The sequence below is a fragment of the Neolewinella sp. genome (assembly GCF_965214665.1).
Classification (GTDB): domain Bacteria; phylum Bacteroidota; class Bacteroidia; order Chitinophagales; family Saprospiraceae; genus Neolewinella.
Genome location: NZ_OZ243970.1, coordinates 3,081,418 through 3,104,457 on the forward strand (window position 1 = coordinate 3,081,418; position 23,040 = coordinate 3,104,457).

Sequence of the window (23,040 nt, forward strand, 5' to 3'; positions counted from 1 at the left end):
GCGATTGTAGTACGGGACGTCGCCTTTCCGAAACCTCACAACGAGCAAGCAAAATCACGGGTTAATCTCGCTAGAGTTCTCATAGAACAAGGGGCTTTAGATAGTGCGGCCTACTATCTCCATGCTGCGATAGAGCGTTTAGAAGTAACTGCCCTGCCGGATTTTTTCCTTTATGAGACGGTTTTAACCGAACTTACACAGGTAGCCTCTGAACTAGGAGATAGCCAAATGGCATTAGCTGCAGCTCGTCGTGCAAGGTTCATCCTTGAAAACTCTCATGGTTCGATAGCAGCTGACAAAGCAGCTATGCTGTATTACAATATTAGTGTCTCACTTTTGTACCTCGACCAATTTGAACAATCTAAACTCCACGCGCTCGCAGCCCTAGATATAAACCAAGGGTTAGGAGACAACCGCCGAGTTGGGCTTTGCTATCAATCTCTAGCAGCCATCGCTGAGCGATCAAATAATTTTCAGGATGCCCTTCAGTATCTTCAACATGCCTTAATGCTTACACCAATCGAGGATCAGCAGTCACTTAGCTACCTCCACCATTCATTAGCGCGTAATCAACTCCACCTCGGCAACCTACCTGCCGCCGAAACCCACCTCCGCATCGCCGAAGCCGACGTCCCCCCCGGCGACCTCCTCTACTCTCATAACGCCAAACTACGGGCCCTACTGCTGGCAGCCTCCGGCAAGCCAGCACCCGCCCTGAAGTTCTTCAATACCGCCGTCGCGCTTCTCGACAGCAGCGGCACCTACGAAAGCGACCTGCTGGTCGTACACCCGCCGGCAGCGATAGAAGCCAACCTTGACCTCCTCGCCCTTCACCTCACTGACCGCGCCGCTTTCCTGGCCGACCAGGGCCGCTACCGAGATGCACTACGCGACTACGAAACCATACTCCAAATCCGCGAACGGCTACGGCGCGACGTGAGTAGCAGGGGAAGTCGTGAGCGCCTGAGTACCAATCTACGTCCACTGCTTGACGATGCTATAGATGTATGCTACAGGCTCTATAAGCAGGGAGAAGAAGAAATGGCCTGGCAAGCCCTCCAGTTCAGCGAGTGGGCCCGGGCCTACGACCTGCTACGCAGCTACCGTGGGGGCGGGGCTGCAAATGTAGAGACGGAACTGTGGAACAAAATTGCTAAATTAGAACGCCAGGTCGTTACGGACTCAACGTTACAAGCGGCCCTATCGGATGCTCGCTTACGTCTCGACCGTTTAGTGCGGCGACAGGGCATTCACGATACGACCGCCCTCCAACCCTTAGACCATGATCGCTTACTGAACTATCTCAGCCAGCACCACGCCCGACTCCTCCTCTACCACCTCACCGACAGCAGCGCCTACCGCTTCGCACTAGCCGAAGACGGACAACTCGCCCTCGAACGGCTCCCCCTCGGAGCCGAACTGACCGAGGCCGTAATCCAGTGGCGTACGGACATTGCCAGCTCTGCCTACCGCCGCAAGTCGATGCGCCAGGGACAAGCGCAGGAAGAACTGGACCACTCCTACCTGACCGACGGACAACAACTAGCGGACAAGCTTGACCTACGGGCCAGTGCCGTGCCTACCATACTCATCCCCGACGGTATTCTGCACGCGCTACCCTTCGCGGCCCTTCCCCTGGGGCAAGCCACTACGCACGCACTTCACTACGCTAGCGTAGATTACCTGGGGGACCATGCCCCCCTAAGTTTCGGCTACTCTATCGCCACCCTCCTAGCGCAGGAGGAAATTCATACCGATACCTATTCGCTCGATCTATTAGCCTTTGCACCTGCGTTCGCGCCGAATACCCTGCCCGTACTACCCCTGAGCCACGAGGAAGCAGTTGCCGTATGCGATCATTATACCAGTCACGAACTACTGGTGGACGGGGAGGCCAACCGGACCAACTTCACCACCCTGGCCCCCGGTGCCCGCATCCTACACCTCTCCACCCACGGCTCGGCCGACCTGGAAAACCCCAACCTGAGCTACGTCGCCTTCACCCAGACCGGCGGCCCCAGTGACCCCGACGAACGGCTCTACTACAACGAGCTCTCCGCCCTACACCTATCGGCCGAGCTGGTGGTGCTCTCGGCCTGCGAAACCAGCATCGGTAAGCCCGTCCCCGGGGAAACCGTAGCGAGTCTGGCCACCGCCTTTGCCGCCGCCGGCGCCCACTCCACCCTCACTACGCTGTGGCAGGTCGACGAGCGGGCCACGCTGGAACTCGTGCGGCACTTTTACGACCGGTTGGCGCAGGGTGACGGTCGGCAGGAGGCGCTGTACTACGCGCAGCAGCGGTTGCGGCACTCGGCCGATTACGCGCACCCGTACTACTGGGCCGGACTATCACTGCATGGGAGTATCGGTCCCCTTGCTACTAACGCTGCACCGGCGGCCCCGCCCTACTGGCTGCCCGTCGCTGTACTGCTAGTGGCGGCGGGAATCGGCTTAGCTTTGCGGGCCAAACGAAATAGCCATGCCGAGCAGCGAACTGCGCCTGTACAATAGCCTGAGCCGGGAAAAAGAAGTATTCGAGCCCCTGGTGGAGGGCCACGTGGGCATGTACGTCTGCGGCCCCACCGTGTACAACCCCGTGCACCTGGGTAACTGCCGCACCTTCGTGAGCTTCGACGTGATCTACCGCTACCTGCTGGCCAAAGGCTACAAAGTGCGCTACGTACGCAATATCACCGACGTGGGCCATCTGACCGACGACGGCGAGGACCGAATGAGCCGCGGCGCCCGCCTGGAGCAACTCGAACCCATGGAGGTGGCCCAGAAATTCGCCAACCAGTTTCACGACGTGATGCGCACCCTGAATGCGCTGCCGCCCAGCATCGAGCCACGGGCTACCGGGCACATCATCGAGCAGATCGAGATGGTGCGCGAAATCCTGAATCACGGCTACGCCTACGAGGTGAACGGCTCGGTGTACTTCGACGTGGAGACCTACAATGCCGCCAACGACGACCGCTACGGGGAGCTCAGCGGCCGCCGGATCGATGAGCTGCTGGCCGAAAGCCGGGAGCTGCGGGCGCAGGGGGAAAAGCGCAGTCCGAGTGACTTTGCCATCTGGATGAATGCATCTCCGGAGCACATCCTACGCTGGGACAGTCCCTGGGGCGCGGGCTTCCCCGGCTGGCACCTGGAGTGCTCGGCGATGAGCACCAAGTACCTAGGAGCGCAGTTCGACATCCACGGCGGGGGCAACGACCTGAAGTTTCCCCACCACGAGAACGAGATCGCCCAGAATGTAGGCGCCTGCGGATCGGCGGCCGGCGCCCGCTACTGGCTCCACACCAACATGCTACTGATGAACGGCCGCAAGATGTCGAAGTCGGACGGTAATACGATCTCGCCGGAAGAACTCTTCAGTGGCGACAGCCCCCACGTCTCGGAGGGTTATAGCCCCATGGTCGTGCGCTTTTTTATGCTACAGAGCCACTACCGTAGCACGATGGACCTGAGCGACGAGGCCCTGCAGGCGGCCAAGAAGGGCTACGCCAGACTGCTGGAATCCTGGGCTAACCTGCAGGCCCTAGAGGCTAAGGGCGGTGCCCAGAACGGCACGGTCGGCAAGGAGCTCACCGAGGGCCTGGCCGCCGCCTACGCCGAGATGGACGACGACTTCAACACCCCACGGGCGCTGGCCCGGGTCTTCGAGCTGGTCACCCGCATCAACGCCCTCCAGGGGGGGCAGCTTTCGCTGGAGGAGGTGGGGGCGGAAGAGTTGGTCCAGTTTCGCGACGGGCTGGGTACGCTGCTGTTTTCCATACTGGGCTTAGAGGACGAGGCCGGGGCCGCAGGTGCGGAGCGGGAGGCGCTGGACCGGGTCATGCAGATCGTCCTCGATCTCCGGCAGCAGGCCCGTGCCGATAAGGACTGGGGCCTTTCGGACCGGCTGCGGGATGCGCTGGCGGGGGCAGGCGTTACGGTGAAGGATGGGAAGGAGGGGGCTAGTTGGAGTATTTGATTTATCATGTACAGTTTACCAAGTTCAATTTACCATTTGCGGCTCTGCTTGCTTCGCTCGTTGTAGTGATACAGCAATCCTACTGAGACGAGCGAAGCGAGCATCCCTGCAAATGGTACGTGGTAAATTGTAAACGGTAAATTGTAAATCTAAACCGCCGTCACCTTCCGATTATGCCGCTGGTAGGCGTATACGGCCGCACCTACCGTACCGGCGGTATTGCGCATTTCGGCGGGCTTGACCTCACAGGCGCACTTGATGTACTTTTTATAGTCCTGAAAGTACTTGCTGCCGCCGCCGCCGAGGATGATAAGGTCGGGGTTGAGGATGGAGTCGACGTGGGTGAGGTACTTATTGAGGCGCTTGCCGAAGGTCTTCCAGTCCATGTTATTGTCCTTGCGGATCTTGTTGGACACGTACTTCTCGGCGATGATATCCATGCCCTTGAGGTAGAGCTGGCCGAGCTCGAAGTTGGGAATGAGCTGACCGTCGAGGAACATGGCGCCCCCCAGGCCGGTGCCGATGGTGATCATCACTACCGTGCCCTCCTCCTTGTGGGAGCGGCCGGTGCCGAAGTGCATGGTAGCGATGCCGGCGGCGTCGGCGTCGTTGAGGGCGTAGATGGACACGTCGCGCAGGCGGCCGAAGGTTTCGGAGATGCTGGTGCCGATCCAGGCCTTATCGATGTTGGAGGCGCTACCGGCTACGTTGCGGTGTACGACCGCGGGGAAGCCGACACCGACTACGCCGGTGTAGTCGAAGTGGTCGATCAGATTACGAAAGGTATAGGCCATGGCGGCCGGGGTGGCCGGCTGGGGGGTGTCGAAACGAAAGCGCTCGGTGAGCATGGTGCCGGTCGTCACGTCGACCAATCCGCCTTTGAATCCAGTAGCGCCTACGTCTACGCCGAGAATGGTGGTTTCCTGCATGCCGCTGTGTTCTTCCTTGAGCGGTGAAGATAGTAAAACGGCGGACGGGTGCTCCTAGCGCACCAGGGTGATCTTCATGGTCACGTCCTCCTTCGGCCGGTCGGCGGCTCCGGTGGCGGTGGCGGCGATTTTATCGATCACGTCGAGCCCCTCGATCACCTGCCCGAATACGGTGTACTGCTGATCGAGGAAGGGCACGCCACCGTTCTTCAGGTACGCCTCACGCACCTCACTGGGGTAGCGCACGCCGGTCTGGCCCTCCTGGCGGTTGAGCTCGGCCTCGGTGACGGGCCGACCGTGCACGATGTAAAACTGGGAGCCGCTGCTGGCCTTTTCCGGGTTGTTGGTGCGGGCGGCGGCCAGGGCCCCCTTCACGTGGGCCAGGGAGGGGTCGAACTCGGCGGGTACCTGGTAGCCGGGGCCACCGCTACCGAGGCGGGCACTTGCGGAGGCCCCCTTACTATCGGGGTCACCGCCCTGGATCATGAAGCCGTCGATGACACGGTGGAAAAGCAGGCTATCGTAGAAGTTCTCCTCGACCAGTTTGACGAAGTTGTCCTGGTGCTGGGGGGTGAGGTTAGAGAGGCGTGCGAGCATGTCGCCCTGGGGCGTTTCGATGCGTACGAGGCATTCGGTGGGTGGGGTCACGTTGATGGTTTGGGTGGTCGTTTTGGATCGGCCCCGCTCGTCGGTGGCGGTAAGTATGACGGGGTAGTTTCCGGACTTGTAGTAGCGCATCTGGGGGTCGGCCTCGGTGCTGGTCTGCCCGTTGCCGAAGTCCCACCGGTAGCTTACGGCCCGCTCCGAGGCGTTGCGGAAACGCACGGTATCGGCGGCGGCTACCGTAGCGGTCTCGGGGGAGAAGCTGGCGATGGGCCGGGCGCAGTAGCTGAGGGATAGGGCGAGTAGGAGAAGAAAAAACGGGCGCATGATGGCAGCTATTTGCTTAAAAAGTACTCCAGCAGTACGTCGCGTTCTTTGCTCAGGCCGTAGTTGGGCACGTCGCGGCCCGAGCGCTGGTACCAGTAGCGGGCGTTGGCCTCATCACCCTCGATGCGGTGCAGGTAGGCGTGTACCCAAGCCTTGTCCTGTCCGGTGGCGGTGTCGATGAGCTTGTGGGCGCGCTCCCACTGGTTGTTGCTGATCCACCAGAGGGAGGCTAGCTCTAGGCCGAAGGACGCGGGCGGCGTGGCTTCGGTCAGCGAAGCATCGAATTCCTGGCGGGTCAAGGGGTCGGAGTTGGGGAATAGGTGAAGGGGGTGGGCGAAGATAGGCCTTAAATTTGTCTCACCTAGTAGAAATCAGGCGGGCGTGTAGGCGTTGGACGCTTCAGGCGTTGGACGCTTCTAAAGCGTCCAACGCCTAAACTTCACCCCGCCCCAGCAATTTACTTCCATGTACGAAATTGGAGGTCTGATCATCATCGGCGTCGTAGCCCAGTGGATTGCCTGGCGGCTGCGGGTACCGGCCATTCTTCCGCTCATTCTGGCGGGCATCCTGATTGGCCCCGGCTGGGAGTGGTACAGTGGTCACCGACTGGTGAACCCCCGCTTCGATAGCGAGGCCGGTACGGGGCTCTTTCCGGGTAACCTGCTGTACAGTTTCGTTTCCCTCTCCATCGGTCTGATCCTCTTTGAGGGTGGGCTGACGCTGCGGCTGCGCGAGATTCGGGGGCTAGCCGATAGCATCTTCCGCCTGACGACCTACGGGGCCTTTACCACTACGGTGGTGGCCGGACTGGCCGCTCACTTCGTGATGGGGCTCAATTGGCAAATTGCCTTTCTCTTTTCTACCCTCATTGTCGTTACCGGTCCTACGGTGATCGCGCCCATCATGCGGCAGATCAACGTAAAGCGGCAGGTGGCCACGGTGCTGAAGTGGGAGAGTATCGTGATTGACCCCGTGGGGGCCTTCCTGGCCGTCCTGTTCTATAATTTCATCGTGGCCTACTACGACCCCGCCGCTACGGTGTACGAGGCATTGATCAAGTTCGTGCAATCGGGCCTAGTGGGCATCGGGCTGGGTTTCGTCATGGGCCACGTCCTTTACTTTCTGATCAGTCGGTTGTATATCCCGAAGTTCTTGCTCAACATCTTCACGCTAGGGGCCGTGGTGGGGGCCTTCCTGGTATCGGACGCGATCGCCCACGAGAGCGGGCTGCTCACTACGGTGGTCATGGGGGCCTACCTGGCCAACCGCGAGGTACCCTACCTGCACGACATTCTGGACTTTAAGGAAAGCCTGACGCTGCTGCTCATCTCGCTGCTCTTCATTCTGCTCTCGGCTAACATGACCGTCGACCAGATCACGCTGGTGCTGACGCAGGAGAGCCTGGCCGTTTTCCTGATCGTGGTCGTCGTAGCCCGGCCCCTGGGGGTATTCTGGAGCCTACGTAGCTCGGACCTTACGTGGCAGGATAAGGCCTTCATCAGTTGGGTGGGGCCCCGGGGTATCGTGGCGGCCGGCGTAGCCTCCCTGTTCGGTATCGAACTGGCCAAGGAGGGTATCGTCGATGCGGAGTACATCACACCGCTGGTCTTTCTCATCGTGCTGGGCACGGTGCTGCTGAATGCCACCCTGGCCGGCCTTATCGCCCGTAAGCTTAAGGTGAGCCTACCGAAGGGCAGCGGGGTGCTCATCTTCGGGGCCTCCGGGGGGGCGCGGCAACTGGCAGACTCGTTGCAGGAAAGCGGCCGCGACGTCACCCTCATCACCCCCAACCGGGCGGTGGCCGACTTAGCCGAGGAACAGAACCTCACCGCCGTGACCGTACCCATCGACAGCGAGGAGCTCGATAGCCACGTGGACATGACCGACATTGGCTACATCCTGGCCCTCACCGGCAGCGACGAGGACAACTTCTACCTGCTCAATACTTACCGCAGCCGCGAGGGCATTCGGGGGGCCTACCGACTGGTGACCCGTAAGGAGATTCAATCCCAGCGTTTCGCCCCCGACGCGCTGTTCGGCCACTACGCCAGCTACCTACTCTTCAATCGGGCGGCACGCACCTACGGGGAGGTGAACGCGGTAGAGATCACCGACCCGAAGCAAATCACCACCATCCTGGCGCAGCTGCGGGAGGCCAAGGCCATTCCGCTTTACCTGCGCTGTGCAGAATACGGTGATATCACCTTCATCACGGCTGATGAGGCACCGCTTTCGGTTACGGCGGGCGATTCGCTGTACTACATCGGTGAGCCACTGGCGGAGGACGAGGAGGAGGCGTTGGATGCTTTAGAAGCGTCCAACGCCTGATCGCAGCCTAGTCCAGCAACCGCTCCAGCTTATTTCCCCTGCTGCCCTTCACGAATACCCGCCTACCCGACCAGTCCTGCTGCCAGAACCAATCCGCCAGCTGCCGACTGTCATCGAAGAAGGGGCGCTCGAACTCCCGGGCCACCGCTTTCATCTTCTCACCCACCAGAAGCACCGTCCGCGCCACCTGCCCCGCCCGGAGTACCACCCGGCGGTGGGCGGCGGGGGATTCTGCGCCGAGCTCCAGCATCTCCCCTAGAATGATGACACTTTCCAGCGGCTTGTTGGTAGCAGCGAAGCCCTGTAGTGCGGCCACCACACTGCTCGGATTGGCGTTGTACGCGTCCCAGTAAAAGGACACGCCCCGGTGCTCCAGCAGCTGGCTGCGGTGATTTTGCGGCCGGTAGTCACGTAGCCCATTGATGATACCTACTCCGCTCACCTTGAAATACTTTCCTACCCCCACGGCCGCCTTCACGTTCTGTAGGTTATGCTGCCCGCTCAGCTGGGTGGTGGCAGAGACCAGGGCCCGCTGCTCGTCCAGAAAGGCTACCCGCACCGTGGGGTGCACGGCCAGGGTGCCTACCTCCATGCCGGGCACCAGCGGGGAGGGCGACTCACTGCTGAAGTACGGGATCACTCGCTCTACCCGCTGCACCATCTCCGGGAGGTACTGCTCGTCGCGGTTTACGAAGGCTACCCCACCGTGTGCCGCCAGGAAGTCGTACAACTCTCCCTTTCCCTTGCGCACCCCCGCGATGCCCCCGAAGCCCTCCAGGTGGGCCTCCCCAATATTGGTGATCAGTCCGTGGGTGGGCCGGCCGATTTCGCAAAGCTCGGCGATTTCCCCCTGGTGGTTTGCCCCCATTTCCAAGATCAGGAACTCGGTGGCATCCGGCATCCCCAGGATCGTCAGCGGCAGTCCGACGTGGTTGTTGTAGTTACCGGGGGTGGCATGGACGCTGTACTGCTGCGACATCACCGCGGCGATGAGCTCCTTGGTGGTCGTTTTTCCGTTGCTGCCCGTGATGGCCAGCACCGGCATGCGGTACTCGCTGCGGTGGCGGGTGGCGAGCTGCTGGAGGCTACGTAGGCTATCGGCTACCAGCAGGTAGCGGTTATCCCCCGCGACTACGACCTCCGATGCATCCACTACGGCGTAGGCGGCCCCGGCGGCTAGGGCGGCGGCGGCGTACCGGTTACCGTCCGTCGCGCCCCGTAGGGCAAAAAAGATGCTGCCCTTGCGCACCCGCCGGCTATCGATCTGCACGTCGCGCCGTTCCAGGTAGTAAGCGTAGAGGTCTTCGGGGGCTACGTAGGCTGGCTCCATGGCGCAAAGCTATTCGACGGGTAGCGAAAACAAAACGCCCCGCCTGAAACCAGACGGGGCATTTGTTAACACAGTGGGGTTTGTCACCTACCGGCGGGACCGGCGACGACTCTTTTTCTGTTTGTTGGGCTTGGCACCGAAGCGGTTCACCCGTGCGTCATCGACTCCGGAACTGTTGCCTACCCGTACCATAGCGCAGCGGAAACCGATCGTACGGCTAGACCGGTCCTGGTCGAGGTAGCGGCGGGTACCGGGGCTGAGCCAGTAGGCGCGGTCGGCCCAACTGCCGCCCTTGTACACGCGGGCCTTATCGCTGATGAGGGTGTACTCATCGGTAGCGTACTCGGCACCACTCTCCTCATCGCCGTCGAGGTAGTCGTAGACCCGTCCGCGGTTATAGTTGTCGCGGTTGGCTACGTCGGCGTCCTCTACCGGTACGTAGACCAGGCGGCCGAGGCTGTCTTTTTCTACGGCCCTGCCGTCCTGGTCGCGCTTCACGTTTTGAAAGTCGTTACCGCGGAAGCTATTCAGGTCGTGGTTGTCGGCGTCGACGAGTGTCTGGGTGGTCAGCGGACGGTAGAGGTCCAGGACCCACTCGTTGACGTTACCGGCCATATTGTACAGCCCGAAGTCATTGGGGAAGTTGTCGAAAACGTTGCTGGTGATCATGCTCCCGTCGTTGGGCTTACCGGCGATACCGGAGTAGTCACCCGCACCCCGCTTAAAGTTAGCGTACATCATACCCTGGTTCTTATCGTGGCGCTGGTAGCGCAGGCTGGTACCGCTCCAGGGGTAGATACGGCGATCGGTGTAGTTCTCGTCCTTTTCGTTTTCCTGTAGGCCCTGTAGCGCCAGAGCGGCATACTCCCACTCGGCCTCGGTGGGCAGGCGGAAGTCGGGCTGTAGGATGCCGTCGGCCAAACGCACGGGGCGGGTACCGCCGGTGGTCATGTCCTTTTTGCCCTTGCGCTCTACGCCTTCGTACTGTCCGGCCAGGTAGGCATCGGTCACGAAGACATCGCTTCCCTGCTGGTCGGGGCGGCTCTCCTGGATGCCCTTATCGATCAGGATGGCCTCGTTGACACGGTCGGTGCGCCAGCTGGAGAATTCGCGGGCCTGGGTCCAGCTCACGCCCACTACGGGGTGTTGGGCGTAGGCGGGGTGGCGTAGGTAGCCGGTCACGTAGGGCTCGTTGAAGCTAAGCTCATCGCGCCAAACCAGTGTATCAGGCAGGGCATTCAGGAGTACCTCGGGGTACTCGGAGTAAACGTCTGCCGTCCAGTCGAGGTACAGCAGGTAATCCTCGTTGGCGATCTCGGTCTGGTCCATGTAGAAGCTGGCTACGGTGACGCGGCGGGGGATGTTATCCCAGTCGTAGGGTACGTCCTCCTCGGTGTAGCCCATCACGAAGGTGCCTCCGGGGATGAGCACCATGTTCGGGGGCGTTTCCTGCCCATCGAACTCGGGGTTCTTCTCGTAGCCGCCCCACTTCTCGTCGTTGTACTTCCAGTTGGTGGTCCGGTTGCGCTCGTTGTTCCGGTTACAGCCGGCGAGCAGCAGCACCAGACAGAAGAACGGCAGGAGTTTTAGCAAATTCATATTGTGGTGGTCGTCCAGTTAGTAAGGTAGCGAGTCGGAAAAACGTTGCCCGGCGATGGTGCGCGGTGTACCGACCTACGGCTAGTAAAACCGAATACTTCGGGCCCCTATTGTGTTCAATTTCTTAAACTTTGGTTGCACCGGCGTCCCCGCCCCGACTTATGCGTTGCGGCGGTTGATTTCGTCCTGTAGCTGACGGCGCAGGTCCTGCTCTACGGTCAGGCGGCTCTTGCGGCTCTGCTCCAGCTCCTCGGCCAGTTTGTCGCGTTCGCACTTCAACTCGGTGCTGCTGGCCGCGGCAATACGGGTGCTGGCCAGGGCCACCAGTAGGGCTACGAGCAGGCCGATCACCAGGGCCCACATGATGAGGCTGTAGGTGCCCTTGTCGAACTGCATGCCCAGTAAACTTACACTGTCGCGCTCCTCGTTGAGCTCGGCGATGGTGGCGTCGCGGTCGCTGACCTCGGAGGCCGTAGCGTCAATCTGCTGCTGCAGTGCCGCCTTTTCTTCCTCCAGCCGCTCGATCTCCCGGGGGTACTGCGAGAGGGAGTCGCTGACGTTTTGCATAAAGTTATCCAGGTACTCCCGGCGTACCACCCGAAACTCACTACCCCGCTCGCGGTAGCGGTTCGAGACCTGGATCACGGTATCGAACTGGAGTTGTAGGGGCACGTCCTGGCCCAGCGCGGGGTTACCATATTTCTGGGCCGGCAACGTCGCCGACAGGCACACAAACAGCACAAAAAAATACAAACGCATACGCTTCAGTTTCGGGGATAGTCCAGTCCGCTCGGGAGCGGGCGAAGTTAGTACATAGCCCGTATGTTTGTCGTATGTTAGACCACCTCGTGTACGTTGTGGCCGACCTGGAGGCCGCCGTGGCCCACTTTGCCACCCTGGGACTGCCCCTTTCCCCCGGCGGACGGCACGTGATCCACGGCACGCATAACGTACTCTTGCGCCTGGGCCCCCGCAGTTACCTGGAGGTATTAGCCGTTGATCCGGACACGCCTATTCTTCCCCCCCGGTGGATGGGCATCGACCTCGGCACGCTTCCCCGTCTGAGCAGGTGGGCGGTACACGCCGGTGCAACCTCCTTTGCGGAACGCGACTGGCAGACCAGCACCCGTCAGCTCCCCGATGGCCGTGAGCTTAGGTGGCAACTAACCGACCCGGGTACGGCGCCGGCTACGGTGGTGCGCCCTTTTCTCATCGACTGGTCCGGCTCCCCCACCCACCCCGCGGAAACTCTTCCGGAGGTGGGGGTGGAGCTGGTGGAATTGCGACTGTCCTGCCCGGATGCTGAGGCCGTCAATGCATACCTGGAACGGTATGGCGTACCCTGGCGGGCAGTATCAGCTGCCGAACCGAGAATAGAGGCTACATTACGTGGGCCACGGGGGTTGATGAGGATTACATCATCTTCAAAGACCGCTCGATGAAGGCCTTCAGCTCAGCACCGGTCAGCAACTGCTGGCTCAGCTGGGCGAGTTGGTAGAGGTAGGTCGCATTATCGCTGCGGGTGGACTCATCCTCCACCTCCAGTAGGCGCTCCTTGATCAGGGGGTTGTTGGCATTGACCACGACCTGGTAGCTATCGGGAAACATACTGGAGTCCATGCCCTGTAGCATCTGCATTTCCTTCATGCGGCGCATGAACTCGTTGCGGACGATCTGTACGGGAGCATCCTGTACGTCGAGCGGCTTGACCTCCACGGTGCCAGCTTTACCGACTACGTCGGAGAATACCTTGCTGACGGTTTCCCGCTGGGTATCGTCGAGTAGGTTTTCCTTCTCCTCGTCCTTCTGCACGAGTTGGTCGGGGGTGGCGGAGTCGACGCGGACGAAGGTGAGCTTATCCTCCTTCTGCTCCAGGGTCTGGATGGTGGGGGCGTCGATGGCGTGCTCCAGCTTGAGGACGTCGTAGCCGCGTTCGCGCACGGCCTCAACGAGGGTATGCTGGCGGGTAGCGTCGGCGGTGTAGATGCCGACCAGGCGGTCGTACTTATCGGTTTGCTGGTCCTTGATGCGCTCGCGGTATTCGTCGACGGTGAAGTACTTGCCCTCGGTATTTTCCAACAGAGCGAACTTGACGGCGCGGTCGTAGAATTTCTCCTCGCTGACCATGCCGTACTTGACGAAGACACCCAGGTCGGGCCACTTCTCCTCGTAGGACTGGCGATCCTCCCTGAAGAGGCTATTGAGCTTCTCGGCTACCTTCTTGGTAATGTAGCCGGTGATTTTCTTAACGTTGGTATCGGCCTGGAGGTAGCTACGCGATACGTTAAGAGGAATATCGGGGGAGTCGATGACGCCATGCAACAGGGTCAGGAACTCGGGGACGATATCGGTGACGTTGTCCGTGACGTAGACCTGGTTGCTGTACAGCTGAATCTTGTTGCGCTGTAACTCCAGTTTGCCGGATACCTTGGGGAAGTAGAGGATACCCGTGAGGTGGAAGGGGTAGTCGATGTTGAGGTGGATCCAGAACATCGGCGGCTCGCCCATGGGGTAGAGCTCGCGGTAGAAGGCCTTATAGTCCTCGTCGGTCAGATCGTTCGGGGACTTCTTCCAGAGTGGGTCGGTATTATTGATGATGTTATCGACCTCGGTCTCGATCTGCTCGGGCTCGGGCTTCTCCTCACCCTCGGCTACCTCGCCCTCAAATTCTTTGTACTCAGTCTCGGTTTTAGTGCCGAAGCGGATGGGGTAGGGCAGGAAGCGGCAGTACTTGAGCAGCAGGGCTTCGATCTCGTCTTCTTCGAGGTACTGCTTGCTGTCTTCGCCGATGTGCAGGATAACGTCGGTACCCTGCATGTCGCGCTCCGCCTCGCCGATCTCGTAACTGGGGTCGCCCTCGCAGACCCAGCGTACGGCCTGGGCATCCTCCCGATAGCTCTTCGTGACTACTTCTACCTTATCGGCCACCATGAAGGCGGAGTAGAAGCCGAGTCCGAAATGCCCGATAATGGAGGCATCGTCCTGATACTTATCAACGAATTCCTGGGCGGAGGAGAGGGCTACCTGGTTGAGGTACTTCTTCACCTCTTCTTCGGTCATACCGATGCCGCGGTCGCGGATGGTGAGGGTGCCGGCCTCCTGATCGACCATGATGTCGATGGTCTTGTCGCTGTAATCCCCCTTGGCCTCTCCTTTGCGGGCTAGGGTAGCCAGTTTACTGGTGGCGTCGGTGGCATTAGAGACTAATTCCCGTAGGAAGATTTCCTGATCGGAGTACAGGAATTTCTTAATGATGGGGAAGATATTTTCCGTTTGTACGGATATGTTTCCTTTCTGCATGGTAGCTGATTTTGGGGGTCGGAGCACAAGATGTATTCCAGGCGGCTGCCGCTGTCATTTTGTCGGGTGGCTGTAGTACAATGCGGTCTCCCCCGATAGCTATCGGGGGAGGCAGCATTGTACTACCGGTACAGCCCTGACTTTTCCAGCTCCTCCGCCACCGCATCGGGCACCAAATACCGGATGCTGTGCCCCCCTTTAATACACGCCCGCACGTAGGTAGCCGAAAGGTGCATCAGCGGCGCGTCGTACACCGTCACGCTGGGGTGAGTGGCGAGCTCGCCGCCCTCCTGCCCCGGCCGGCGGTAGACCTGGATACGGTAGTCACGCAGGATGATGTTCGCATTCTTCCACCTATGGAGGGAGGCCAGGTTGTCACTGCCCATGATGAGGGTGAAGTCGTAATCGCGGTACTTATCGCCTAGTACGGCCAGGGTGTCGATGGTGTAGGAGGGCTTGGGAAGGTCGAACTCCACGCGGCTGGCCTTTAGGCGGGGGGTATCACCGATGGCTAGTTCCACGAGGTGGAGGCGGTCGTGATCGCGGGCCAGACTGCCGCTGCTTTTGAAGGGATTCTGGGGACTCACCACCAGCCAGACCTCATCGAGGGTGGTCTGGGTAGCCATGAAGTTGGCCAGGATCATGTGCCCGATGTGTACCGGATTGAAGGAACCGAAAAAGAGACCGATCTGCCTTCGGGTCATAGGGGATTGCTTAGTAGCCGGAAGGGGAAGCATAGGGGACCACGATGAAAAACCCTTCCTCACCCTGTTCCTGGTACAGCGGCATTAGTAGGTAGCCGGAGCAGGGCGCGGCCAGGGGTCCGCTGGCATCATCGGCCAGTACCGTTCCCTCCGATACCGGCTGAAAGTTTGCGTACCCCGGCCGCATGGCGAAATCCTCCCGGTCGGAGCGGTCGATGCGATGTACGTAGGCTAATTCCAGTAAAGGGGGGGCACCCGCGGCGGCCCGGCGCAGGGTCTCCTCGTGGTGGGTACTGACGTCTTCGGTACGCACGCAGCCTACGGAGCGCAGCAGATTGACGGTAGCGGCCAGGGCCCGCTCCACGGAGGTTGGATCGGTATGCGCGCCAGCCTCGAAGGTGATGGCCCGGCTCGGTTGCTCAAAGTCGAACTCCCCGCCCCGGAAGTAGCTCAGTGTGGTACCCTGTAGGTTGCTAAGCATGCCCTTGATGACCGGTACGCCAAGCTCGGTGGCTAGCAGCAGACTAGGACGGTCATCGCCGGTAACGGCAAATACTCCCCCCGCGGCCGTGGTGGTGTGCAGATCGAGCAGGATGAGCTCGCTGGCCGGGGTCTCGTCGAGGGCGTGGGCGATGGCGGCCAGTAGTCCGTCGAGCTCCCGGTCTTCGGAGGTGGCCTGCTCGCGCCGAGTACCGGGGTTCCAGATACGGTTCAGGTCGGTGTCGATATAGCGGTGACCGCTGCGCAGAGCGGCCAGGTTACCCCGTAGGGCGAGTAGTTCCCCCCGAAAGCTGAAGCCCGGATTGACGAGGGGCTCCTCCCGCAGGAGGTCGAAGAGCTGCTCCAGGGCTAGTACACCGGCCGGCTCGTTGCCGTGGATACCGCCGATGGCTACGACGAGCGGTCCCCGCTCCTCACCGATATAGTGACCAATCACCCGCGGGGATTCTCCCAGCCCCCGGCTACCCTGGCGCTCGCTCCTTCGCTGCATCAGTAATAGAACTTAAGGGCGACAAACTGCGCAACGAAACCCAGCGAATAGCCTACGTAGAGCTGGAGCCGATCGTGGGCACCGAGTGCTAGTCGTGCCGTACCCACCAATCCCGCCAGCAGCACCGTCAGCACGACCACTAGGCGGGGCCCCACCAGCCAGTCGCCCAGCGAGACACTGTTCGCTCCGAATGCACCCAGCAGGATGATGCTCACCGCCACGAGTCCGCCCATCCCCGTAGCGTGCAGACTGATCTTATCCAGTAGGTTGATGACGAAGGCCACCACCAGGGCGATCACCACCCCCAGCATGAAGGAATTGAAGAGGGTCGGCATCTCGTTGCCCTTGTTGAAGTTCCAGTAGATCCAAAAGTAGAGCACCATGACGAGCAGCAGCGGCCCGATACGTTCGGACTTCTCCTCCATCATCATACTGTTAATCATGTTGAGGCGGGCCATGATGAATACGGCGATTACCGGAATCACGAAGGTGTCCAGAAAGATCAGGATCAAATTACCCATGGCGCGTGAGTCCCCCAGCTCCGTAGTGCCGAAAAGGTAGGGGTTGATCCCCACCAGCAGAAGAAAAATGTAGGTCGGCAGTAGGAGTGGATGAAACAGCGCACTCACCACTAGGGCCGGCCAGGGGCGGGAAGGTGCGGCCAGGGCGTCATCGGGCATACCGCAAAAGTAGGACTAAAAGATCAAGCGGAAGGTCGTACGGCGGTTGCCGGCCCGTCCCTCTTCGGTGGTGTTGGGGGCTACGGGACGGCTCTCTCCGTAGCCTACCGCCGTGATGCGTACGGCGGCGATGCCCTGGCTTTCCAGGTAAGCCTTTACGCGACGGGCCCGCCGCTCGCTTAGGGCCTGGTTGGCCGTTTCGCTACCTACGTCGTCGGTGTGGCCGGCGATCTCTACGGAGACGTCGGGCTGGTCGCGCAGCAGGGTGGCGAGCCGGTCCAGCTCCTCGGTGGAAAGCCCGACCAGCTCGTCACTGCCTGTCTCGAAAAATACATTTCGCAGTACAATGGCCCCGTCTGCCTCGGCTTCGGGCGCCTCGGCAAGTTCCTCCACGGGCTGGAGGCGGATCTCTAGTTTGAAGGGTTGGGTAACGGAAAAGGTGTCGGTGAGAGAAAAATGATTGGAGTAGAACAAGTAGCCCGATTTTTCCACCGTGAATCCGTACTCCAGACCGATCGGTAACACCGTGAGATAGTGCCCGTCGCTATCCGTGGCACGCACCGTGACCCTGCTGCCCGGTGTCTGGGGCTGTAATCGGACATCGGCTACCAGGGGCTGCTCCGTCCGGTCGTCGATCACCGTGACTTCTACGTAGGTGGCCGCCACCGGTCGCAGGGTCTCGGGCAGCTCGAAGGTGTAGATGTCGATGTCGTCGGCTACGCCCTTACTGAAGTAGGCCGACTTGCCGTCGAGGGCGATGAACAGGTTGGTCTCCTCGCCGGGGGTGTTAATGGGATAACCCAGGTTGACGGGTGGCTGCCACTGATTGGACTCACTGAGGGTAGTTTTGAACAGGTCCGCCCCGCCCATGCCCGCCCGCCCGCTGGTGGTGAAGTAGAGCGTCTTGTTGTCCGCTGCCCAGAAGGGGTAGCGGTCGTTGGCCGCAGTGTTGACGCCGGGGCCCAGGTTGACCGGTTTACTCCACCCTCCGCCGGGCTGCCGACCGGCTACGTAGAGGTCGTCCTGCCCCAGTCCGCCCTCCCGGTTGCTGGCGAAGAACAGGAGGCTCCCATCCTGGGAGAGACTAGGCTGGCTCTCGGAGAAGCGGGTGTTGATCATAGGACCCAGGTTGACCGCCTCGGTCCAGCGGCCCCCTACCCGGGTACTACCATAAAGGTCGCAGCCCCCCATCCCCTCCCGCCGTCCGCAGCCGGTAAAGACCAGGTAGTTACCGTCTGCGGTGATGCTCTGTGCCCCCTCGTTCAGGCTGGTGTTTACCCCCGTAAGGGGGACGGCGGTAGCCCAAGTTCCGTCCGGCTGCCTAGTGCTCTCGTAAAAATCTTCCTGTCGGCGGTCTACGCGGCGGGTAAAGATCAGGCGCTGTCCATCCACGCTGAGACTAGGAAAATACTCCAGACTAGTAGGGGTATTGACACCGGGGCCGAGCGGTGTAGGAGCGAAGGGATAGGGATGAGCGGCCAACTCGGCTACGGTACGTGCCTGCGTGACCAGCTTGCGGGCTGCTTCGATGGTCGAGGTACGCCCCCCGCTACGGGCCGCGGCGAGATAGGCTTCGTACTGTTGGAGCGCGGCGGCGTACTCCCCCGCCTGGGTATAGATGTCACCCAGCATGCGGTAGGCCCGGTCCGTCTTCCCCCCATCGAGGTTGATCCCCCGGGTGATGGCGGCAATGGCCTCCGGGTAGCGGTGCTGATACTGGTCGATTTCCCCATCAAGAAAGTGGAGCTCGGCTACCTTCGGATACTTCTTGATCAGTTTGGCGAGGCGTACTGTAGCGTCGTCAAAGCGCTGGAGAGTCATCAGCGACTGCACGGCCGTCAGCTCCTCCAGGTCGCGGCGCTTAAGCTCCTGACCTGCCTGAGCCGATAGCGGCACGGCGAGGGAACAGAGCAGCAATGCACCTAGGAGGCGTAGGCAGAAGGGAGGCATGATGGACGGTAGACGCGTACGGTAGGTGCAACGAAGTAAGTGTCCGGATCGTACGTCGGAAGCTAGGCCGTACGGGCCGTGTCGAGCAGGTTGCGAATCGTGGTTTCCTCCGGGGCCTTGTGATCGGGGGGGGATGCTAAGGCGCGCTCCAGGGCTATGATAGCGTCCGTCTTACGTCCGGCCTGTAGATACAGCTCTCCGAGCTGGAAGGCTACCCGGCGGTCGTAGCGGTCCAGGCTAGCAATTCGCTGCTTGCGCTTGGTGAACATGCCGTAGGCGCGCATGGCATCCGTGGGTTGGCCGAGTTGGAGGTAGGCATCGCCGAGGGCCACCTGGGCCATCCAGTAGATGGACTGGTGGGGAATACTGTTTTTGGTCACGGCTTCAAAGTCGGCGGCCGCGGCGGGCACGTCATTTAGGCGCAGGTTGACCAGTCCCCTGCCGTAGTAGCTCTCGGGCATTAGGGGGTTGATGGAGATGCTCTTGGAATAATCGTAATGGGCATCCTTGTCGTTGCCGAGTCGGTAATTGATGAAGCCCCGCCGCTCGTAGGCCTGGGCGTGGCGCTCGAAGCGACTGACGACCTTAGTCATCAATTTCAGGGCCTCCTGCTCGTTGTCGCGCTGGTCGACCAGCTCACGACCGTGGTTGAAGAGTTGCACGGTGGTGCGGTCGCTCTTGGGCTCGAGCTGGTGGTGGTCGATCATGACCCCGGCATCGAGGCGCCAGAGGTTAAGGCTACCGGCGATGCTGAAGGTCACTACGCGCTCCAACAGATTGAGGGTGTTGAGCCAGAGGCGCTCGGTGCTCGGTAGTACGGTGCGGGGTACGTCCAGGGTAAGTTCTTCCTCTTTGAAGATCGTTTCGGGCTTTAGGAGGATGTCGTTTTTGTAATAATTTTCCATCCGGTGGGCGTACTGCTCCATAACCTGACTGAACGCCCGGCGGGAGCCAAACTCTAACTGCCCCGCGATGATGACTTTGTACTCAGACATTTCCCTGCTGCTTCTTGTCCCCCCTTATTTTCAACTGAGGCCTGAGCGCAAAGGTGCGGATATTCTAATGAAAAGAGGGTGCCTCCACACTGGAGGCACCCTCTTTTCGCAAAACCGATGGGTCGCTAGCGCTTAGTTGCGCAGATTGATCATCCGGGTAGGCTCGGTGGCAACCGGAATGACGACCCGGTTTTCCCGCAGCGTAGCCCCAACGGGCTGCTTTTCACCGAAGCCGATCGTACTCAGGTTAGCCGGATCGGCACCCTGCTGCTCGGAGTAGTCACTGGCCGAAGTGGCACGGCGCTCACTCAGGCCCTGGTTGTACTCATCCGAAGCCCGCCGGTCGGCGTGACCCTCGTAACGGATTTCGAAGTCTTCGGCACCGGGCAGAGCCAGGAAGCGGTCGATCTCCTCGATGATCACCCGGTCGGGGCGGTTGAGGCTAGACACATCCGTGGGGAAGAAGATGCGGTCGATCATGATCGTACCGTTGATCGAGTCGATGCGGATGTGCTGGAAGTCCTGCCCTTCGAGGAGCTGACCGTAGCGGGTAATACGCTCCTGTAGGTTCTCAGGACGGTCATTCGGCAGCGGACAGCCGTTGCGCTCGGCAACACCGGCCTCATCGGGGCACTCGTCGTCCTTATCGGCGATGCCGTCACCGTCGCGGTCGGGGCAGCCATTGGTGGCGGCGGGGCCGGCCTCGGCGGGGCACTCGTCGTCCTTGTCGGCAATGCCATCACCGTCGCCGTCGGGGCAACCGTTCAGGCTAGCCAGGCCGGCCTCATCGGGGCATTCATCATCCTTATCGGCTACGCCATCACCGTCGCCGTCGGGGCAACCGTTGGTGGCCGCGGTACCGGGCTCGGTAGGACAGTCGTCGTCCTTATCGGCTACGCCGTCACTGTCGCCGTCGGGGCAACCGTTGAGGTTAGCTACGCCGGGCTCGTTGGGGCACTCGTCGTCCTTATCGGCCACTCCATCACCGTCCGCGTCAGGACAGCCGTTGGTGTTCTCGGGGCCGGGCTGGGTGGGGCATTCATCGCTCTCGTCGGGGATACCATCACGGTCAGCGTCGCGGGCGCCGAAGCCAGCCGCGTAGGTCAGACCGATAAAATTGTATTTATCACCTTCATTGGAATTACCGATTACGCTAGAAACACCGTCAATGAGATCAGAGCCGGAAAACCGTACCCGGTATTCAATACCCAGGCTAGACTTGGGCGAGAGGTAGTAGCGTAGTCCAGCGCCTACCGGAAATACAACACTGCCGGTCTCATCTTCGCGGTCGGCGACATCTCTATCGACCAGCGCGGGATCGGCACTGGTACCGGCACCGTATTCTACCGGGCTGTCGCCCCAGATACCGTAACCCAGGCCTACGCTGAGGTAGGGCGAGATACCCGGGCGGAAGGTAAAGTCATCACTGAAGCGGCTGCTGAAGAAAGGCTCGATATCGAGACTGAGGCTGGGCTCGAGTACGGACGACTCGATCTGGGCATCAAGAGCCTGAATCGCTTGGTCTTCGGCCTTATCCGAATTGTTTTGTAGAATGCCGTACATCAGTTGCAGGCGCAGGGAGAAGACATTGCCCAGGCGGCGGCGGAGAAAGACGGCCCCGGCGGGACTGATTTGATCGAAGGAGGGAAAGCTGTTATCGGTAAGATCTCCAGCCAGTGCGCTTCCTCCCAACTTAAGGCCGAACTCCCAGGGGTAGGGGCTTTCGGGCGTCTCGGTGCTTAGGGGGAGGTTGGTGGTGACCAGGCTATCCTGGCCGTACACGGTTATACTAGTGAGGACCGCGAAAACGAAGAGTAGTTGCTTAAGCATATAGTGCGGGTTTGACGTTTGGTTGTGTGCTAGGTAATGGTCCCCGAAGTTGGTTTGGGGTATTTAACGGTTTATCGCTTACGTCCCCTTTTTGTTCGGGTTCGTAAGTTTAAGGGTGCAATTTTAGGGCTTAAACCCATTACGGAGTTAGTAATTGTGTGAATTGCACACTTTCACCCTACGCCTCAGTAACATCTTTGGTGAAACCGCAGTAGGTGATTCGGCGCTCGCTCGTGGTAGAGCTCGAGCAGGAGACTGCCACGTTTGCCATCTTTAGGGGGAAAAAGGATCTTTAAGGGGTTGTGCACGTAGCCATCCTCCCCAAAGAGAGAAAGTTGGTGTCGCAACTTGGGGGGAAGGCGAAAGGCCCGCAGCTCCGCCACATCCGCCGGTAGGGGAAGCTCCCCGTAGCCGTGCTCGGTCAGAAAGCCCCGCACCATGGCGTAGGAACGCTCCAACTTAACCCCGGCAAAGGTGATGCGAAAACAGTAGCCGTCGCAGCGCCCACCGTGTAGCTCGGTACCGGCTGCTGGAAATGCATGCCGTAGCGGTTTAACCGGCTCCTCCTCTGCCTCCACCCTAGGTTCCAGCGCCCGCGGGCTACCTTCGTAGGAGGCAATGAATACCGGTCGGCGTGCCGGCCGCAAACCAGTGCGCGGGGCCATACAAGCTGTTTTGAGTGACCCAAAACTAAACAAATAGTTTTACTTTGACCCATGCGCCCCGTATCCCACTTCCTGAATCGTCCCTGGTAGAGCGGGTAGCCTCCCGCGTCCTAGCCTCGGCCGTAGGCCCCCACCAGTACCTCACCCTGCCGCACCTGGTCCGGCTATTCCAGGAGGCGGCCATGCGCAACACCGACCGGCTGGGCATCTCCACCCCCGAGCTGATGCGCCGCTTCGACCTGACCTGGGTACTGCACCGCCAGCTGATCGTCGCCCAGCGGTGGCCCAGCCTGGGGGAGGAAGTCAGCGTGCTTACCGTACCGACGCGGGTGGAGCGCGGCCTGGTAACTATCCGCGACTTCTACCTGCTCGACGCTGAGGGCCGGCCCATGATCACCTCCACTACGGCCTGGTCGGTGATGAATACCGCCAGCCGCCGCATCAAGCCGCTGCCTACGGCCATCCACGACCTCCTGAAGGATCTGCCGCCACCGGAGCGACACCTGCCCTGGCCACCGCACAAGGTGATCGCGGCAGAAGAGGTAGACCGTGAACGCAGCTTCCGGGTGGCCTTTGCCCATCTGGACTTCAATAATCACCTCACCAACCCGGCCTTCGCCGAGCTCATGGTGGAACCCCTCGGGGCCGATTTCCTCACCCACCACCTGCCCCGTCGGGCCGAGCTGGCCTACCACCGCGAGGCCCGTTACGGTGATCGCCTCACCGCCGGTAGCTTCCCGGAGCCGGATGCCGCCCTGGCGTTCCGGCATCGACTCCAGCGGGGGGACGAGCTACTGGCCGCCATGGAGACCGAGTGGATGCCGCGGTAGTAT

Annotated in this window: 18 protein-coding genes; 5 read left to right on the plus strand and 13 right to left on the minus strand. The window is 60.7% G+C overall.

What is annotated here, in order from left to right:
• Positions 1-507 precede the first annotated feature (507 nt).
• Complete coding sequence (locus tag ACOOHD_RS13315) at positions 508-2,511, plus strand: CHAT domain-containing protein (RefSeq protein ID WP_420458373.1); 2,004 nt, start codon at positions 508-510, stop codon at positions 2,509-2,511.
• Positions 2,480-3,976 (plus strand): cysteine--tRNA ligase, encoded by a 1,497-nt coding sequence (gene cysS, locus ACOOHD_RS13320; RefSeq protein WP_420458374.1) that lies wholly within the window; start codon positions 2,480-2,482, stop codon positions 3,974-3,976. The genes ACOOHD_RS13315 and cysS overlap by 32 nt, the downstream gene beginning before the upstream one ends.
• A 149-nt stretch (positions 3,977-4,125) precedes the next feature.
• Here cysS and ppgK read toward each other — a convergent pair whose 3' ends face one another.
• From ppgK to ACOOHD_RS13335, 3 genes are read right to left on the minus strand one after another with little or no spacing between them, the layout of a single operon-like run.
• Entirely contained in the window at positions 4,126-4,905 is a 780-nt protein-coding gene (gene ppgK, locus ACOOHD_RS13325) for a polyphosphate--glucose phosphotransferase (RefSeq protein WP_420458375.1), read from the minus strand.
• Positions 4,906-4,959: 54 nt separating this feature from the next.
• Complete coding sequence (locus ACOOHD_RS13330; RefSeq protein ID WP_420458376.1) at positions 4,960-5,835, minus strand: peptidylprolyl isomerase; 876 nt, start codon at positions 5,833-5,835, stop codon at positions 4,960-4,962.
• Between the two features lie 8 nt (positions 5,836-5,843).
• Complete coding sequence (locus ACOOHD_RS13335) at positions 5,844-6,134, minus strand: hypothetical protein (RefSeq protein WP_420458377.1); 291 nt, start codon at positions 6,132-6,134, stop codon at positions 5,844-5,846.
• A gap of 166 nt (positions 6,135-6,300) precedes the next feature.
• Between ACOOHD_RS13335 and ACOOHD_RS13340 the strand changes: the two genes are divergently transcribed.
• Positions 6,301-8,163 (plus strand): cation:proton antiporter, encoded by a 1,863-nt coding sequence (locus tag ACOOHD_RS13340; RefSeq protein WP_420458378.1) that lies wholly within the window; start codon positions 6,301-6,303, stop codon positions 8,161-8,163.
• Positions 8,164-8,170: 7 nt separating this feature from the next.
• Here the strand turns inward: ACOOHD_RS13340 and ACOOHD_RS13345 are convergent, their stop codons facing one another.
• From ACOOHD_RS13345 to ACOOHD_RS13355, 3 genes are all read right to left on the minus strand, one after another.
• On the minus strand, positions 8,171-9,493 hold the full coding sequence (locus ACOOHD_RS13345; RefSeq protein ID WP_420458379.1) for a UDP-N-acetylmuramoyl-tripeptide--D-alanyl-D-alanine ligase: 1,323 nt from the start codon (positions 9,491-9,493) through the stop codon (positions 8,171-8,173).
• An 87-nt stretch (positions 9,494-9,580) separates the two neighbouring features.
• A complete protein-coding gene (locus tag ACOOHD_RS13350; protein ID WP_420458380.1) occupies positions 9,581-11,092 on the minus strand; it encodes an SUMF1/EgtB/PvdO family nonheme iron enzyme in 1,512 nt (503 codons plus the stop codon).
• 159 nt (positions 11,093-11,251) lie between these two features.
• On the minus strand, positions 11,252-11,851 hold the full coding sequence (locus ACOOHD_RS13355) for a hypothetical protein (protein ID WP_420458381.1): 600 nt from the start codon (positions 11,849-11,851) through the stop codon (positions 11,252-11,254).
• A 74-nt stretch (positions 11,852-11,925) separates the two neighbouring features.
• Between ACOOHD_RS13355 and ACOOHD_RS13360 the strand changes: the two genes are divergently transcribed.
• Positions 11,926-12,534 carry a VOC family protein gene (locus ACOOHD_RS13360; protein ID WP_420458382.1) on the plus strand — a complete coding sequence of 203 codons (609 nt, stop codon included), beginning with the start codon at positions 11,926-11,928 and terminating at the stop codon, positions 12,532-12,534.
• Here the strand turns inward: ACOOHD_RS13360 and htpG are convergent.
• From htpG to ACOOHD_RS13395, 7 genes are all read right to left on the minus strand, one after another.
• Entirely contained in the window at positions 12,506-14,392 is a 1,887-nt protein-coding gene (htpG, locus tag ACOOHD_RS13365; RefSeq protein ID WP_420458383.1) for a molecular chaperone HtpG, read from the minus strand. The genes ACOOHD_RS13360 and htpG overlap by 29 nt on opposite strands.
• A gap of 122 nt (positions 14,393-14,514) precedes the next feature.
• Positions 14,515-15,096, minus strand: coding sequence for a nicotinate (nicotinamide) nucleotide adenylyltransferase (gene nadD, locus ACOOHD_RS13370; RefSeq protein WP_420458384.1), 582 nt, complete (start codon positions 15,094-15,096; stop codon positions 14,515-14,517).
• 10 nt (positions 15,097-15,106) lie between these two features.
• Positions 15,107-16,087 carry a succinylglutamate desuccinylase/aspartoacylase family protein gene (locus tag ACOOHD_RS13375; protein ID WP_420458385.1) on the minus strand — a complete coding sequence of 327 codons (981 nt, stop codon included), beginning with the start codon at positions 16,085-16,087 and terminating at the stop codon, positions 15,107-15,109.
• Positions 16,087-16,767 (minus strand): hypothetical protein, encoded by a 681-nt coding sequence (locus tag ACOOHD_RS13380; RefSeq protein ID WP_420458386.1) that lies wholly within the window; start codon positions 16,765-16,767, stop codon positions 16,087-16,089. The genes ACOOHD_RS13375 and ACOOHD_RS13380 overlap by 1 nt, the downstream gene beginning before the upstream one ends.
• A 15-nt stretch (positions 16,768-16,782) precedes the next feature.
• The gene (locus tag ACOOHD_RS13385) at positions 16,783-18,717 is read right to left on the minus strand and encodes an OmpA family protein (RefSeq protein WP_420458387.1); all 1,935 of its coding nucleotides are present in this window, start codon (positions 18,715-18,717) and stop codon (positions 16,783-16,785) included.
• A gap of 62 nt (positions 18,718-18,779) precedes the next feature.
• A complete protein-coding gene (locus ACOOHD_RS13390; protein WP_420458388.1) occupies positions 18,780-19,712 on the minus strand; it encodes a tetratricopeptide repeat protein in 933 nt (310 codons plus the stop codon).
• Positions 19,713-19,844: 132 nt separating this feature from the next.
• Positions 19,845-21,542 carry a DUF6089 family protein gene (locus ACOOHD_RS13395; protein WP_420458389.1) on the minus strand — a complete coding sequence of 566 codons (1,698 nt, stop codon included), beginning with the start codon at positions 21,540-21,542 and terminating at the stop codon, positions 19,845-19,847.
• Between the two features lie 709 nt (positions 21,543-22,251).
• Between ACOOHD_RS13395 and ACOOHD_RS13400 the strand changes: the two genes are divergently transcribed.
• Positions 22,252-23,037, plus strand: coding sequence for an acyl-[acyl-carrier-protein] thioesterase (locus tag ACOOHD_RS13400; RefSeq protein ID WP_420458390.1), 786 nt, complete (start codon positions 22,252-22,254; stop codon positions 23,035-23,037).
• Positions 23,038-23,040: the final 3 nt, after the last annotated feature.

Bases quoted from the DNA above. Each gene is read 5' to 3' on its own strand.
- ACOOHD_RS13315 (WP_420458373.1), top strand. From the start codon at position 508: ATGCTTACACCAATCGAGGATCAGCAGTCACTTAGCTACCTCCACCAT.
- cysS (WP_420458374.1), top strand. From the start codon at position 2,480: ATGCCGAGCAGCGAACTGCGCCTGTACAATAGCCTGAGCCGGGAAAAA.
- ppgK (WP_420458375.1), bottom strand. From the start codon at position 4,905: ATGCAGGAAACCACCATTCTCGGCGTAGACGTAGGCGCTACTGGATTC.
- ACOOHD_RS13330 (WP_420458376.1), bottom strand. From the start codon at position 5,835: ATGCGCCCGTTTTTTCTTCTCCTACTCGCCCTATCCCTCAGCTACTGC.
- ACOOHD_RS13340 (WP_420458378.1), top strand. From the start codon at position 6,301: ATGTACGAAATTGGAGGTCTGATCATCATCGGCGTCGTAGCCCAGTGG.
- ACOOHD_RS13345 (WP_420458379.1), bottom strand. From the start codon at position 9,493: ATGGAGCCAGCCTACGTAGCCCCCGAAGACCTCTACGCTTACTACCTG.
- ACOOHD_RS13350 (WP_420458380.1), bottom strand. From the start codon at position 11,092: ATGAATTTGCTAAAACTCCTGCCGTTCTTCTGTCTGGTGCTGCTGCTC.
- ACOOHD_RS13355 (WP_420458381.1), bottom strand. From the start codon at position 11,851: ATGCGTTTGTATTTTTTTGTGCTGTTTGTGTGCCTGTCGGCGACGTTG.
- ACOOHD_RS13360 (WP_420458382.1), top strand. From the start codon at position 11,926: ATGTTAGACCACCTCGTGTACGTTGTGGCCGACCTGGAGGCCGCCGTG.
- htpG (WP_420458383.1), bottom strand. From the start codon at position 14,392: ATGCAGAAAGGAAACATATCCGTACAAACGGAAAATATCTTCCCCATC.
- nadD (WP_420458384.1), bottom strand. From the start codon at position 15,096: ATGACCCGAAGGCAGATCGGTCTCTTTTTCGGTTCCTTCAATCCGGTA.
- ACOOHD_RS13375 (WP_420458385.1), bottom strand. From the start codon at position 16,087: ATGCAGCGAAGGAGCGAGCGCCAGGGTAGCCGGGGGCTGGGAGAATCC.
- ACOOHD_RS13380 (WP_420458386.1), bottom strand. From the start codon at position 16,767: ATGCCCGATGACGCCCTGGCCGCACCTTCCCGCCCCTGGCCGGCCCTA.
- ACOOHD_RS13385 (WP_420458387.1), bottom strand. From the start codon at position 18,717: ATGCCTCCCTTCTGCCTACGCCTCCTAGGTGCATTGCTGCTCTGTTCC.
- ACOOHD_RS13390 (WP_420458388.1), bottom strand. From the start codon at position 19,712: ATGTCTGAGTACAAAGTCATCATCGCGGGGCAGTTAGAGTTTGGCTCC.
- ACOOHD_RS13395 (WP_420458389.1), bottom strand. From the start codon at position 21,542: ATGCTTAAGCAACTACTCTTCGTTTTCGCGGTCCTCACTAGTATAACC.